The 14,818-nt window shown below is 48.1% G+C and carries 13 protein-coding genes; 5 read left to right on the forward strand and 8 right to left on the reverse strand.

What is annotated here, in order from left to right; genetic code table 11:
* Nucleotides 1–96: 96 nt before the first annotated feature.
* Nucleotides 97–1,950 carry a sigma-70 family RNA polymerase sigma factor gene (locus ACMXI2_RS13675; protein WP_483782121.1) on the reverse strand — a complete coding sequence of 618 codons (1,854 nt, stop codon included), beginning with the start codon at nucleotides 1,948–1,950 and terminating at the stop codon, nucleotides 97–99.
* Nucleotides 1,951–2,157: 207 nt separating this feature from the next.
* Nucleotides 2,158–4,365 (reverse strand): TonB-dependent receptor domain-containing protein, encoded by a 2,208-nt coding sequence (locus ACMXI2_RS13680; RefSeq protein ID WP_483782122.1) that lies wholly within the window; start codon nucleotides 4,363–4,365, stop codon nucleotides 2,158–2,160.
* Between the two features lie 246 nt (nucleotides 4,366–4,611).
* Here ACMXI2_RS13680 and ACMXI2_RS13685 point away from each other — a divergent pair, with 246 nt between their 5' ends.
* Both ACMXI2_RS13685 and ACMXI2_RS13690 read left to right on the forward strand, forming a co-directional pair.
* Nucleotides 4,612–5,727, forward strand: a complete 1,116-nt coding sequence (locus tag ACMXI2_RS13685) for a sensor histidine kinase (protein WP_483782123.1) — start codon at nucleotides 4,612–4,614, stop codon at nucleotides 5,725–5,727.
* An 11-nt stretch (nucleotides 5,728–5,738) separates the two neighbouring features.
* The gene (locus ACMXI2_RS13690) at nucleotides 5,739–6,488 is read left to right on the forward strand and encodes a LytR/AlgR family response regulator transcription factor (protein ID WP_483782124.1); all 750 of its coding nucleotides are present in this window, start codon (nucleotides 5,739–5,741) and stop codon (nucleotides 6,486–6,488) included.
* Between the two features lie 295 nt (nucleotides 6,489–6,783).
* On the opposite strand, the gene ACMXI2_RS13695 is transcribed toward ACMXI2_RS13690, so the two are convergent.
* Nucleotides 6,784–7,167 carry a hypothetical protein gene (locus ACMXI2_RS13695; RefSeq protein ID WP_483782125.1) on the reverse strand — a complete coding sequence of 128 codons (384 nt, stop codon included), beginning with the start codon at nucleotides 7,165–7,167 and terminating at the stop codon, nucleotides 6,784–6,786.
* A gap of 226 nt (nucleotides 7,168–7,393) precedes the next feature.
* Between ACMXI2_RS13695 and ACMXI2_RS13700 the strand changes: the two genes are divergently transcribed.
* Nucleotides 7,394–9,385, forward strand: a complete 1,992-nt coding sequence (locus tag ACMXI2_RS13700) for a tetratricopeptide repeat-containing sensor histidine kinase (protein WP_483782126.1) — start codon at nucleotides 7,394–7,396, stop codon at nucleotides 9,383–9,385.
* Nucleotides 9,375–10,010 carry a response regulator transcription factor gene (locus ACMXI2_RS13705; RefSeq protein WP_483782127.1) on the forward strand — a complete coding sequence of 212 codons (636 nt, stop codon included), beginning with the start codon at nucleotides 9,375–9,377 and terminating at the stop codon, nucleotides 10,008–10,010. The genes ACMXI2_RS13700 and ACMXI2_RS13705 overlap by 11 nt, the downstream gene beginning before the upstream one ends.
* Before the next feature lie 9 nt (nucleotides 10,011–10,019).
* Here ACMXI2_RS13705 and ACMXI2_RS13710 read toward each other — a convergent pair whose 3' ends face one another.
* Nucleotides 10,020–10,889, reverse strand: coding sequence for a glycerophosphodiester phosphodiesterase family protein (locus ACMXI2_RS13710; protein WP_483782128.1), 870 nt, complete (start codon nucleotides 10,887–10,889; stop codon nucleotides 10,020–10,022).
* Nucleotides 10,890–10,978: 89 nt separating this feature from the next.
* On the reverse strand, nucleotides 10,979–11,464 hold the full coding sequence (locus ACMXI2_RS13715; protein ID WP_483782129.1) for a GMC family oxidoreductase: 486 nt from the start codon (nucleotides 11,462–11,464) through the stop codon (nucleotides 10,979–10,981).
* Between ACMXI2_RS13715 and ACMXI2_RS13720 the strand changes: the two genes are divergently transcribed.
* Entirely contained in the window at nucleotides 11,463–11,912 is a 450-nt protein-coding gene (locus ACMXI2_RS13720) for a GNAT family N-acetyltransferase (protein ID WP_483782130.1), read from the forward strand. The genes ACMXI2_RS13715 and ACMXI2_RS13720 overlap by 2 nt on opposite strands.
* Here the strand turns inward: ACMXI2_RS13720 and ACMXI2_RS13725 are convergent.
* The 3 genes from ACMXI2_RS13725 to ACMXI2_RS13735 are packed head-to-tail and all read right to left on the reverse strand — an operon-like array spanning nucleotide 11,905 to nucleotide 14,807.
* Complete coding sequence (locus tag ACMXI2_RS13725; protein WP_483782131.1) at nucleotides 11,905–13,308, reverse strand: ATP-binding protein; 1,404 nt, start codon at nucleotides 13,306–13,308, stop codon at nucleotides 11,905–11,907. The two genes, ACMXI2_RS13720 and ACMXI2_RS13725, sit on opposite strands and share 8 nt — an antisense overlap.
* Nucleotides 13,305–14,030, reverse strand: coding sequence for an eCIS core domain-containing protein (locus tag ACMXI2_RS13730; RefSeq protein ID WP_483782132.1), 726 nt, complete (start codon nucleotides 14,028–14,030; stop codon nucleotides 13,305–13,307). Before ACMXI2_RS13730 ends, ACMXI2_RS13725 begins: the two co-directional genes overlap by 4 nt.
* A gap of 6 nt (nucleotides 14,031–14,036) precedes the next feature.
* Nucleotides 14,037–14,807, reverse strand: coding sequence for a ParA family protein (locus ACMXI2_RS13735; RefSeq protein WP_483782133.1), 771 nt, complete (start codon nucleotides 14,805–14,807; stop codon nucleotides 14,037–14,039).
* Between the last annotated feature and the right edge of the window lie 11 nt (nucleotides 14,808–14,818).

Genomic DNA, 14,818 nt, shown 5'->3' on the forward strand with positions numbered 1-14,818 from the left:
GGACTATACATACAGTACGTATGGGCATTAAAAAGTGAGTAGGTAAAAAAGCGGACTTCACATTTTGGTAACATTGGAAAGGGTTCACGGAGCCGTTCAGGGGCGGCTGATCAATACAGGATAGGCCATAGCAGGCGATGTGGCGGCATTTTGGGTGGTTTTTAACCCGCTATTGGAAATACGACCGCCGGCAACGCCTATCAGCTCCAGCGCCCTGGCGGTGAGGGGATCGGCGGTGTTGCCCAGTGGTTGCAGTGGTAACGAGGCCAATTCATCTATCTGATAGGCCGGCACAATACCGGTACTATAACCGCCCTCTCCTGCTGCGTTCTGTAACTTATAGGTAATGGGCATCAGTACCCAGGGGATGCGCTTAGGGTTGCGGCCATCTGCAATGGTGATCATACCCTCATCTTTACCCAGGGTGGTGCGGCCTATCTGTATGATATTCGTATAGGGTTTAAGGTTATTAACGATCATTTCTGCGGCGGAAGCAGTGTGTGTACCGGTTAATATATAGATCTTACTTAATTGCAGCTGTAAAGGCTTTACCTGGTCAAAGGCAACCGGCGTACCGCTTTCCGGGAGCGCCATTGTTTGCGCAAAGGTCATGATGCGGTTTCCCAGCCGGCTGTTACCGGTATATTTGGCAAAGATACTTTCTGCATTAATATTGTTCCCGACAAGCGCGGTGAGTATGGCTGCCATAGCAGTGCTGCCGCCCGGACTATAGCGCAGGTCCAGCACCAGCTGTTTTACGTTCTGCTGTTTATAGCTGGTGAATGTTTGCAATAACGCGGCGCTCTGTGTATCATCGAAATAGTTGAAGCAAAGGTAGGCTGTTTTAGGAGTAGTGTTATCCAGGATTACTGACTGCTGTATGGCAGGTTCCTGTGTGATTCCACCGGCAGTTACTTTCAGGATCGTGGTTTCAGTGATGGCGCCGTCTGTACTTTGAGTGGCCATTGTGAGGTCGCCTTTTTTATCGGTGACCAGTTTGGCGAGCAGGGAGGCGGCATTGCCGGTATTGAGCAGTGTGCCGTTGATGCGTGTAAAGAGTTGTCCGCGTTTCAGTTCTTTTGAGGCAGCGGGCGATCCGGGTTGTACCAGCTGTACAACGCCCAGTGCTCCGCCCGGCGCTTTGGCGTAGCTGATCACGGTAGCTTCCATTCCATATATGCTGCGCAGGCCGGCCGGGTAAGTAGCAGGTACTAAAGGATCGTAAATAATGGAAAAGCGGTCGTCCGCATTTTTCAGCTGACCGAACCAGGCAGCTGCCTCCATCGACGGATCGGGGTTTGCCGGCAGGCCATCTTTCCAGTAATAGAAGTAGGTCATGCTGTCCAGGATCCAGCGGTTTATTTCCGCGGTGGTAACGGGGCCTGTGGGAGTAGCCGGATCCTTATCCTTACCGCATGCCCACAGTGTGCAGGCGATGGCAATGATAACAGTGGTATTCCCTATATTTTTACGAATGAGGAGTGTGGCGGTCCTTAAATGGGTACGTACCGTGGTGATGGAGATGTTCAGCATATCAGCAATTTCTTTATGGGAGTAACCGGAATCGCGGTATTGGTATACCTTGCGGGGTTTATCCGGCAAGGACTGCAGCACATTGCTAAGCCGGTGCCTGAGCTGTTTATAGTGCATCCTGCTTTCGGTTTCATCTACGGTTCCGGGGCTGGTATGGTAGATATCTTTATGGGCTAACGCCGACGTGGTGGCCTTCCTGCTTTCATCGATCACTACCCGTTTGGCGATCACAAACAGCAGGGGAAATATGTCTTCTGTATCACTGCTGATCGTATCTATTTTTTCCCATAGGCGGAGGAAACATTGCTGGGTAATGTCTTTAGCACGGTGGCGGTCACCGCAAAGCTTATAAGAAAAGTCATAGACTTTCTGGTAGTTAACATTATACAACCTGATAAAAAATATCTCTGCAGACATGCATCTTAGAATATGGAAACCAAAATAAGCCCCCACTATTAACCCAATGTTAAAACCGGAATTTATTTTTGAAGATGCCGCCTGTAAAGGGATTATAGTTATACGAAATTAGCTATCTGTATAGTATTGATAATTTGGAAGATACATTCCCCATAACAGGCAGTTTCCTCCAGCGCAGCGGCCAGTTCACCGGTTTCGGAAGTAATGCTATTTCCTTACCCGGTTGCTTTCTTCGGCAGTCCCGCTCCGCTGCCTGCGCTGTAGCTGGTTTCCGAACGTCTTCGCCCATGTCAGCTTTATGATTTGCGCTTTACCTGATTCTGCCTGGAAGGTCACTTTACTTTTCAGGTTAAACGCCTCTTCTGCCAGCGTACCGAAATAACTGCTGATACGCACCGTGCGTAGTATATCCGTTACCGTTAGTTGCAAACTTCCCCCGTTATTGTTTAATTCTTTTTTAAGTCCTGCATTCAGCGCACCGAATGGATCTGCTTTTTTGGAACCATCGTACGTCGCGCTGTTATACCAGCCGGAGATTTCGAGATTGAAACGGGCAGGTAATGTAAAGGTGGCGGAGAAATTGGTATTAAAGCCGAAATATGCTTTCTGTACCGGTGTGGCGGTAAAGTCCAGTTTAAACTGCCGCCAGCCACCGGTAAATCCGAAGTTCATGTTCCACCAGTCGTTCACCTTCCACGGCGCCAGTGCCTGGAGGGACAGGTTATGCTGGAACAGCAGGTTTTGCGGAGACACCCATATTACTTCGCCGGCGGGATTGGGTGTGAGCTGATAGCGGGCCACCGGCGCATCATCCTTGCTGTAGAGCAGGGAAAACGAGTAGCCATGATAGTTATATCCCAGCTTCACATTATTGGTGATGGTTGGCTTCAGCATGGGGTTGCCGGTTTCCACCGAGGTAGGCCCGGAGTAAATAACAAAGGAGGCCAGGTCATTATACGCAGGTCGGCTGATCCTTTTTGTATAAGACAGCTGCCATTCCGCTTCCTTTTTCTTCCATGTCAGGAAAATGCCCGGGAAAAATTTACCGAGTGTCCGGCCGGTGATCCGTTGTTTCTTTTGCGGATCATCCATTTGTGTTTGCGAGTATTCATATCTCAAACCAGCTACCAGCCGGAGTGCCGGATGCAGCTGCGTTTCCAGCGAACCATAGGCAGCTCCTATCGCTTCTTTCATGATGATATTATTGGTAGCGGCGGTACTGCTTACCCAGGCGCCATCGAGGAAACTTTCTATCCTGGAGTTGCTGTTGTTTTTTGTATAGGTTCCTTTTATACCTGCTTCAATTTTTATTTTGGAAGATAGTTGCCTGCTGTAATCCATTTTAAACACGCCGATGCGCATCGACGACACAGAGAAGGTTTGTTGTACCGGGGCAAAAAGCGTGTCGTTGGTACCAGGCGTATGGCCGGCGCTATCTACAAAGGAGCTGGTAGCGGAAGAGGGGCGGTTGTTTTTATAATATAGATAATCCAGGTCGATATTCAGCTGTTCCCCTTCGCGTATTTTCTTTTCTGCGTACACCGATGCGCCCAGGTTATCCCAGTTATTATTAACCCTGATATCTGCATCCATGTTATAGGCAGTAGTATTGTTCACGAGGTATTCCCCGTGATTTATCGTATGATCTGCCACCCGGCTGATGTTACCGTTGATACTGCCGCCGATGGTAAGCCGCGGGGTGAGGTTCACATCTGCTCCCAGTATAATATTATGCGTGTTTCCTACCGGCTTTATCACGCTGAGAAAATCGGAGGAGCTGGGGCCTCCCAGCAACTGCATATCATCAGTGGCGCGGGCAAACCAGTCGTAATAGGCCTGGTCGTGCGAAAAAGAATAGCTTCCATACACGCCGGCGTTTCGGATGGTGCGGCCAAAATTGAGACTGGCAGCGGCTTTCTCCCCATAGCCATAGCCACCCGTAAGGGAGAAATTCCCCTGGTTCCGGTTTTTCTTTATTACAATATTGATCATCCCGGCATTGCCGGAGGCGTCATACTTTGCAGGAGGAGTATTGAGCAGTTCTATTTTTTCTACATCGGCGGCCGTCAGGCCCTGCAGGTAGATCATGAGCTGGTCGGCAGACATGCGCAACAGTTTACCGTTCAGCATCACCATCACCCCGCTTTTGCCGTTGAGGGCGATCCCGTTGGTTCTCCGGTCGATATTTACACCCGGAGCGCGTTCCAGTACTTCGAGAACGGAACTTCCTTTTGTAAGTACGCTGCTTTGTACATTAACAACCGTTCCATACGCCTGTTGCTGAAGCAGTGGTTTATTTGCCCGCACCATCACTTCTTTCAGCTGCTTTAAAAGGGGCAGGCTATCCGGTGCGGCAGACTGGCCGGCAGCCGAAACAAATGGCAGGAAGAATAAGGTAAGGAGTAAGTAGTTCATAAAAGATAACTTCTGCTGCAAATAAATGCGTATTCTCCCCGATGGAAAAACCCGGATGACCACGGGCAGCAGGAAATTGACCACCTGCAAAAAACGGGCTGTTTCCCGGTAAAACCCCTTAAACACCGGGAATGCAGCCGTTCAGCAGCTGCGTTGCGCAGATGGTCATTTATTTGCTGCCGTTGATATAGTACGGGAGAAGAATCCCCAAAATGTGGCTATCTTTAGTAACAGGTAATTTTTTATATGCTGAATACCACCACAAGCCGGAACTGGCTGCTGAAATATAAACTTTACCACATCCCCTTCTGGTGTCTTTACCATTATCTCTGGTGGGTAGTGGCAATAGGGAATCCTGTGAAAGCTGCGAACTCTATTATTCTATTCCCTTTCTATATCAAGTTTGCGTTTTATGTGATATTCCAGGCAGCCGCGGTATATTTCAACCTGTATTACCTGATTCCGAAATACCTGGAGAAGGGCCGGTATACTGCCTACATTACACTGCTGGTAATGACCATAGCCGCAACCGCCTGCGCTATTGTTGGCGGGTATTATCTTTGCTCAGCGGTATCGGAGAAAACATTTGCGGAGCTTTTCGGGCCGGGAGATTATTGCTTCCTGCATTTCTTTGGCAATGCCCTGCCCTCCACCCTCGCCAGCATGACACTGGCCATGAGCATAAAGCTGACCCGGAGCTGGCTGCAAACAAAAAGACGACAGCAACTGCTGGAAAAAGAAAAGCTGGAAACAGAACTTAACTTCCTGAAGAACCAGTTTAATCCGCATTTTCTTTTTAATACTATTAACTCCATCTTCTTCCTGATCCATAAAAATCCCGATGTGGCTTCCGCTTCACTGGCGAAGTTTTCGGAATTGCTGCGGTACCAGCTGTATGAGTGCAACGATAAACAAATTTCCCTCGGCAAAGAGATCGGCTACCTGGAAAATTCCATTGAGCTGGAAAAGCTGCGGCTCAATAACAACGTGGAAGTTACTTTTGAATATTACCGGCAGCCGGTGTCACACCTGAGCATCGCTCCTTTTATCCTGATGACCTTTGTGGAAAATGCTTTCAAGCATGTATCCAAACATGCCGATGGCCCTAACTGGATCAGGATACAACTGCATCTCGAAGGACCGCTGCTGGCATTCACTGTTTCCAACAGCAGCGCAGCAGACGAATACAGCGCACCCATTATTGATTATGGCGGTATCGGTTTAAAAAATGTGCAGCGGCGCCTGGACCTGGTATACCCCGGTCAATATGAACTGAAGATCCTCCGGGAAACCGGCAGCTTTGAAATAAAGCTGCGGCTCCAGCTGGCCGAACTGAGGGTGCCACAATTGTTATCTACTTAAATGCCTTTATTATGATCAACTGCGTGATTACAGACGACGAACCATTGGCCAGGGAAGGCATCGCCAATTATGTAAAGGAAGTAGATTTCCTCACACTGACAGGCATCTGTGAAAACCCCGTAGAGTTGGTAAACCTGTTAAAGCGGCAACCGGCAGACCTGATCTTCCTGGACATACAAATGCCAAAACTCAGCGGACTGGATTTCCTGAAAATGGTACAAAATCCGCCTATGATAATTATCACCACGGCGTTCCCTGAATATGCGCTGGAAGGCTTCCAGCTAAATGTACTGGACTACTTATTAAAACCCATTACATTCGACCGGTTCTTTAAATCAGCCACCAAAGCAAGAGACTACTACCAACTGGTAAACCCCGGCATTAAAAACGATGCTGTGCCCTTAGAAACCAGCGCGGATCACTTCTTTATCAAATGTGGCAGCCGGTATGAAAAGATCCAGGTGGAAGATATCCTTTTTGTGGAAGGCATGCAGAACTACGTAAGCATCTACACCCGTAAGGGTAAATATATGACCCTGCTATACCTCAAAAACCTGGAACAGCAATTACCCGCACAGGCATTTATCCGGGTGCATAAGTCTTACATTGTGGCGGTGAATAAAATAGACAGTATCCAGGGAAATGAAATTTGTATTCAGTCGCACCAGATCCCCATTAGCCGGAATTACCGGGAGGCAGTGATCCAGCAGGTGGTCATGAATAGATTGTGGGATAAAGTTTCACGGCCGCCATTGCCGTAGAGTTGAAATTTGTATTTTTAGCGCCCGATATGCCAAAGAAAGTCCGTTACCTTCGCTTTTCCTGATATAACAGAAAAAAGCCCTTGAATCCTTACGATCCAAAGGCTATCAACTCAAAGTAAATCTGATTATGTAATTGTAGTCCTGCCAGGCGGTAGATACCAACCGGCATCATTTCCTTTTCAGTTAGGTTCCTTTAACAGGTACCTCGCAAAAACGGGTAGCCCTGACAAAAAAGAATGGCGGCTTTTAAGAAACAAAACTGCTGGCATTCCTTTTCCCATATGATCAGAAATTAAAAATTGTAAGAAGCAAGCCCGGATAGAACGGTGCCGGAAGAAGTTCCTTCTGCCTTCACTTCCCCATCTACCAATACCTGTACTTTCAGTGTTGCAGATGCATTTGGTCCTATACCATTGATCACTGCTTTCACGTTCCTTGCAGAAGCCGGTGCTGTAATTTCATTGCTGGTCCAGGTATTACCACTCAGGTTGGAGAGTGTAGTTGCCTGATCATCATATCCAAACACAGCAATATCCAATTCTACACCAGTGGAGCCGATGGCTTTAAAAACTACTTTGTGGGAGGTAGCGGCTGGTTTGTCGTCGTCTTTGCTACAGGAAGTAAACAATGCGGCTACCATTAAAGCCGGGAACAAAATCTTTTTAAGTATTTTCATAAATGACAATTGTAAAATGCCTACTCTTTTTAATGCACAGTTTTCGGCAGCCCTGTTATAAATTCCTCAGAATACAGATGGTTAAAAACTTTATCATCGTCCCCGCAAATGTACCCTGGGCGGGCTGTTTGCACAATACCGGCATACAATGATTTATTTATACCTGTTTTCAGGTATTTTTGCCGGCAACGATCATGTATAAGCAATTGTTTTATATTTTGGCTTTATGAGAAGACGATCTTTCCTGATATTCCTGCTTGCAGTAAGTTCCTGGTGTAGTGGGCAGATGCCTCCGCTGAATGAAAAGGCGCATACAGACAGCCTTGAAAGTGTATTGCAACAGACTACATCAGACAGCATCCGCGCCCGGGCGCACTATTCCCTGTCGGAATACTGGGCCGCAAAAGACACTGTGAAGTCATCACAATACCTGGAAAAGGGTAAACAATACGGTGGAAAGAATCCCTTCCTGCAGGCGCTTTATTATTATTACGAAGCAAATACGCAGAATAAGTCGAACCTTGATAAAGCCCAGGCCAACTTCCTGAAAGCAGATACATTACTCAGCAGGTTTAAAACAGCGGAGGCTTATTCTTTCCGGGCGAAGGCATGGTACGACTATGGCGTTATTGCCCAGCGGAAAGACGACTACAAAGCATTTGCAGACATCTTACTGAATAAGGCGATTCCATTGGCGCAGCAGGCCGGCGATCAGACAGTGGTGGGAAAAAACTACCTGGCAGTGGGCATCGTATTTAAAAATGCAGGGCAGTTTGATAAAGCAGAGACATACTGCCTGAAGGCCATAGAAATATTCCGGGATGCACACTCTCCCACCCATGAGCTGGTAACCGCCTATCATACTATCGCGGAAAACTATTCCCTGTCAGCTCAGAATGCCAAAGCCAGGCCGGCACTGGACAGCGCCTGGAAGTTGCTGGCGCCTTTCCCGGAATCCGAATACCTGCTGGATCATTACGCCGCGGAAGGTATGTATTATACCCTTGAAGGGAAGTTCAAAGATGCATTGGCCAGTCTTGATAAAGGAATACAACTGGCCAGGAAAAAAGGCTTACGGTATGAAGAACAACGGTTACAAATGCAACAGTTTTATGCCTACTTCAATGATAATAATTTTGTAAAAGCAAAGGAAATGGCCACCCTGCTCATGCAGCAGGAAGAAATGATGAAGCTCGCTGCTAACCGGCTCCAGTTGTTTTACGGCATGGCGCTTACCTGTGAAAACCTTCACGAGATGGCGCCCGCCTACACATGGATGAAGCGTTACAGTGAGCTAAGTGATAGTCTCTCCAAAGCCCGGCTGACAAACGATGTTCATGCCCTGGAAATTAAATACCGGAACGCAGAGAAGCAGAAAGAAATTGATGCGCTGAAAGCCAAAAGTATCGAGGATGCGTTGTACACCAAAAATGCCCGGCTGGTAAACTGGCTGCTGGGCGCTGCCAGCGTAATTTTACTGGTAATACTGCTGTTTGCGATCTTCGTTTACCGCAGCAAACAAAAGCTGGCGGCGCAAAAAGAGCTGACCTACCGGCAACACCTGCACGAAATTGAACAACAGCAACAGCTACAGTTCAGCCAGGCCGTGTTACAGGGTGAAGAACAGGAACGCCGCCGCCTTGCCAGGGATCTGCATGATGGCCTGGGAGGTATGCTTGCAGGCGCCAAAATAAACCTCTCCGCACAAATTGAAGATACCTACTCACAGGGCCAACGCGCAGAGCTGGAAAAAATTACCCTCCAGCTGGATCATTCCGTTACGGAACTACGGCGCATCGCTCATAATATGATGCCCGTTAACCTGCTGAAGTTTGGCTTGAAAACAGCGCTCAAAGACCTCTGCGAATCGCTCATGAGCGAGGCTACCCACATCGACTTCCAGGACCTGGGATTTGAAGATACCCTCCGGGAAGAAGTGCAGATCCACATTTACCGCATTGTACAGGAACTGCTGTCCAATGCGATCCGCCATGCACAGGCTTCCAACATCATATTGCAATGCAGCCAGAATGATCATATCTTTTTTATTACCCAGGAAGATAATGGCAAGGGTTTTGACATGCAGGCCGCAGGTACTGAGAAAGGGATCGGGTTAAGCAACATCCGCAACAGGGTGGGATTCCTGAAAGGAAAAATTGATATCGACTCCATCGTGAACGAAGGCACCACTATAAATATTGAATTACATGTTGATTAATCCCGCCACACTGGCTATTGTAGACGATCATCCGATTGTGCTTGAGGGACTGCAAAAGTTACTCACTAATGTGAAGAGCATACAAATTACCGGGTGCTTTACTTCCGGACTGGCTTTTATGTCTTTCCTGAAAGAAAATAAAGTAGATGTACTGCTGCTGGATATTACGCTGCCGGATGCCAACGGGATAGAGCTATGCCGGGAAATTAAGGCACTGTCGCCCGATACACATGTACTGGCGCTGAGTAATCATTCGGAACGCAGTATGATCCTCCAGATGATCCAGAACGGCGCTACCGGTTACCTCTTAAAAAATATTTCTTCCGAAGAACTGGTGGCCTGTATCCAGGAAGCCCTCAGCGGCATGATCACTTTCAGCAAAGGCGCCAAAGAAATTATGGCGCGCCCGTCTATCAGTGAACTGAAAGGAATTCCGCAGCTGACCAAACGGGAAAAGGAAATACTGCACCTCATAGCAGATGGTAAAACCACCCCTGACATTGCGCAGCAGCTTAACCTGAGTCCTTTAACCGTAGAAACGCACCGGAAAAACCTGATCCAGAAATTCCAGGTAAGAAATGTGGCGGCGCTGATTAAAATTGCTGCCCAGCAGGGGTTGTTATAAGCATTGTTTTTACTTATGCAAACCCTTTCTGCGCAGGTAAGCCAATAACTTCTCCGGGTAATCCGTCTGGATCACATTGGCAAAGGCGGCCTCTTTACGCAGCTGATCAAAACCGGCATCGTCCTTTTCCGATTCCAGTTTATCATACTTTCCCAAAGCGTTCATCCATACCCGTGTGCCGGCGGTGGTGATGCTTTTCATCAGGGAATCGGAGTAAAAAGAAGGATCTCCGTGAATCACAGGGAACTTGCCCTGCTTTGCAGCCATCTGCTGTATTGCTGCTATTTCCGCGACGCTGTGCGCGCGGGGCATTATAGGGATCTTCGGGTTCCAGCTGTGCAGCACAGGCGCCGTATGATGATCATAAATAAAGAACAACACCTGGTTTTCCATGCCGTGCGCCGCAATCTGTGAATAGGCTTGCTTCGCGGCGGATTCACTATCTTCTTTAAAATCCACATCTACGATGATCCTTCCTTTGGCGAGCTTTAGTACCTGTTCAAAGGAAGGGATGGTTTCGGTGGTAGGTTGTCCTTTAAAAAGCAAAGGAAACTGTTGCAGTTCCTGGTAGGTATAGTCTTTTATTTTTCCGGGTTTACCGGTGGTACGGGTAATGGTTTCATCGTGCATGACCACGAGGATATGATCCTTTGTTTCATGCAGATCTATTTCCACGATATCGATTCCCTGTTCAATAGTTTCCTTTACAGCAGCGAGTGAGTTTTCCGGGTATTTATTATGGGAAGCGCGATGTGCCGCCACCATGATGTGTTCCGGGCGATGCTGAAATTCATTGAGGATAGCGGCTACAGGCATTTTTTGCTGTGCAGATACCGGCAGGCTGATTGCAAATAAGGCTGCTAATAATAAACGGTTCATCAGGTATTTTTTTTAAGAGACGGACAGGATGATCCTGTGAAAGTATATCAATTCACAGAAGATTTCTACCGGCTTAATAAAAAGTTAATCTACAATTGCTGCCGTTTTAGTTCCTTCACGGCGTAATCCGCGGCCCTTGCAGTGAGCGCCATGTATGTCAGTGATGGATTCTGACAGGCGGAAGATGTCATGCAGGCCACGTCTGTTACAAAAATATTTTTGGCAGCATGTACCTGGTTCCATTCATTCAGTACGGAAGTGCGTGGATCTTTGCCCATGCGTGCCGTGCCCATTTCGTGAATGGCCATTCCCGGGTAGGAGTCCCGGTTAAAAGGCGTTACATTTTTTAACCCGGCGGCTTCCAGCATGGCGGCGGCGTCCTGGTCCATGTCTTTGCGCATCTGCCGTTCATTGTCTTTGAATTCGCAGTTGAATTGCAGCACCGGCTGGCCCCAGGCGTCTTTAATGCTATGATCCAGGCTTACTTTATTTTCTTCATAGGGCAGGCATTCGCCAAAGCCCATCAATCCCATTTGCCACGGCCCCGGTTCAGTGAGATAGTTTTTAATAGCCATGAATATTACCACGCAGCGGTTAACTACGCATCACCTCGCCGAATTTGTAGAATTGCTCCAGGTATATGAAGCAGTATTTGACACGCAGCATTTCCATATGCCCGATAAGAGCTATCTCAAAAACCTGTTGAACGGAGACGATCTGATTATGTATACCGCCATGCATGAAAATGCCGTTATAGGCGGGCTTACTGCCTATGTACTGCCCTCCTGTTACGCACGCGCTGCAGAGATATATGTGTATGACTTTGCGGTGCATACCGACTTTCAGAGAAAGGGTGTTGGCAAACATTTACTTTCCGCCTTCGCGGACTACTGCAGGAAGAATAACTACGCCACTTTTTTTGTACAGGCAGTAGCCACCGATGTACATGCTGTAGAGTTTTACCGTGCTACCGGCGGTACGCCGGAAAATGTAGTGCAGTTCACTTACACGGATATCAGATAATAAACGATCTTCCTTCTTTGTTCATTTCTTTCCGGATGCCGTTTACCACATCATCCAGGGAAACCAGTGCTGACTTACGTTCCAGCGCTTTCAGGCAGGCATATTGTACTACATTGATAATATTTCCGCCGGTGATTTCATACTTTTTCACTTTACCCGGAATATCTTCTTCATCCAGGAACTTTACGTTTGGCGGGAAGGTTTTCTGCCAGATAGCTGCCCTCTCCCGTTCTCCGGGCACCTGGAATTGTATGATGGCATTGAAGCGACGGATAAAGGCGTCGTCAATATTATTTTTCATGTTGGTAGCCAGTATTACCAGGCCATTAAAATCTTCTATCCGCTGCAGCAGGTAAGATACTTCCTGGTTGGCGTATTTATCGTGTGCATCCCTTACGCTGGTGCGTTTACCAAACAACGCGTCTGCTTCATCAAAGAAAATGATCCAGCCTTTGTCGGCAGCTTTTGCAAAAAGTGTTTCGAGGTTCTTTTCTGTTTCCCCGATGTATTTGGATACCACCATCGACAGGTCAATTTTATATACATCCCTGCCGGTATATTTACCCAGTAAGCTGGCCGTGAAAGTTTTGCCTGTACCGGGAGGGCCATAGAACAATGCACGGTAGCCTTTCTTCAGCTTATGCTTCATGCCCCATTCGTTCATCAGCTGATCGTTGTGATGCAGCCATGTTTCCAGTTCCCGGATCTGTACCATAATGGATTCATCCAGCACCAGGTCGTTCCAGGTAAGTGCTGTAGCAATGAGCCGCGCGGGAAAGCTCATACTGAAATGCGGCCTCCCGGGTTTTCCTTTTATAAAGAGATTTACATAGTCGATGTCCATCATGATGCGGGCGCTCATCAGGGGCTCCGCTGCCTGCACATCTTCCAGCCATAATATTCTTTTGAGCGCAAATTCATGATCCGGTTCAAACAGTTCCTGTACTTCCAGGCGTTTTTTCCAGTTGGTACCGGCCAGCAGGAAGAGGGCTGTTTCCCCGGTGGGCAGGAAGCCGCGGAATTGTTTTCCGCGCACACCACCCAGTTGCGGAAATTCACCGGCCTGTGGCAGGAATTGCTGGATAGCGGTATCATAAAACTCCGGCAGGATATGCGGTACCAGTGCAATCAGTAATAAGGTAAGTTCTTCATCGCTCCACTTATTTTGCTGCATGGCTTCCGGCCGTACAATTTGCCAGGTGGTCCTGGCGGGTACGGCAGGCGGTTTGGAAGGTGTGCCTTCTTTTTTAAAGTAGGTACCCAGCTGATAATTGATCAATGCCTGCAAATAGGCAAGTTCCGGCGCCATCGCGGTAGTTTCTGCAATGGGCGCTGCCGTTATCTTTTGTTTCGCGGTTGTTTTCTTTGGAGATACCGTGTTGTTGATCTTACTCATATGTTTGTCCCTCCCGGTTGTGTGACTGGTTTTTCTTTGGCAGCGCCCTGTTGTACCACATGCGTTAATTCATGTGCCAGCAGGTGCTTCCCGTTACTGGTATCAGGATTATATTTTCCTGCATTGAAATAAACATCATTTTTGTGGGTAAATGCCTGCGCGCCCAGTTCCTTACTCATTTGTATGGCGGAGGCGCCGGTATGGATGTTAACATGGCTGAAGTCTACCCCGAATTTGTGCTGCATTTCATGCGCCGTTTGCCGGCTCATGGGATTGCCTTTGCCAGCGGAGTTTTCAATTTGTGCGGAGAGCTGTGGCGTAGCGGAAGTACTGCCTCCTCCTGCCGCTGCTTCGGACTTTTGTACATTGCCTTCTTCCTCGTGTTCGCAGGCGGCGCATTTCCGTTGCAGTTCGGGCTTGGTTTGAATATCCTTATCACGGCGCATGCGGGCGTCGTTGGTGCTTAGTTTTTCTTCTGCTTCTGAAGTAGCCAGCCGCTGTACGGATCTGATGTCTTTTTTCTGTACTACCGGGCCTGTGCCGCCACCGCCGCTTACCACCTTATCGGCTACGGAGTCGGCTTCGCGCTCAAATGCATCTCCGGGTGTGTTCACGGATAATTTTGCCTGGAAGAAAGTATTTTCTTTCTTTTGTTGCACGCCGCTGAAGAAGGGTTCTTTCGCGGAAGCGGCGGCGGGTAAAGATTGTTTACTATCAAACATAACCAACTATTTTATTCTGCTTAGAAAATCTTCTCCCAGTCTGCGGTAATCTTTTGCGCCATGCGAAACCGGATCAAAGCTGAAAATATCCATACCCGCTTCCTGTGCTTTGGCCAGCTGAATATTGGAGCGGATATAAGTATCCATCACTTTGCCGATGTATTCCGTTTCCAGTTGTTTTAACACCTGCCGGTTCATTGATTTACGGTCGTCGTACTTGGTTAAAACAATACCGAGCACTTCAAGGTTGGTGTTCAGCTTCTTTTTTATATTCTCAAAATGATACATAAAACTGCGAACACCTTTCAGCGGGAGAAATTCTGCCTGTAGTGGTAGCAATACGTAATCGCTGGCCACCAGTGCATTTACAGTGAGCATCCCGATAGCCGGCGGGCAGTCGATCAATATAAAATCAAACTGCGGCAATAAAGGTTTCAGCATCCAGCTAAACACCTGCTCGCGTCCGTACATGCCTACCAGCTCCAGCTCTGCACCTGCCAGGTCCAGCGACGACGGAATGAGCATCAGTCCGCACGGTGAGGTAAGGATCACCTGCGACAACAACGCCTCTTCTCCCGCGATCTCTTTTTTCAATGCGGTGTACAGGTGTTGCGCCGGATCTTCGGCATATCCCAGCGCCTGCGTGAGGTTCGCCTGGGGATCGGCATCTACGAGCAACACCTTCTTGCCTGCCAGCTGCAAGGCGGCAGCCAGGTTAATAGCGGTAGTGGTTTTGCCGGAACCTCCTTTCTGAATAGCCAACGATATTACCGTCATAAAAAATCAGT

It is taken from the genome of Chitinophaga sp. G7 BAM 1005 (assembly GCF_057126945.1).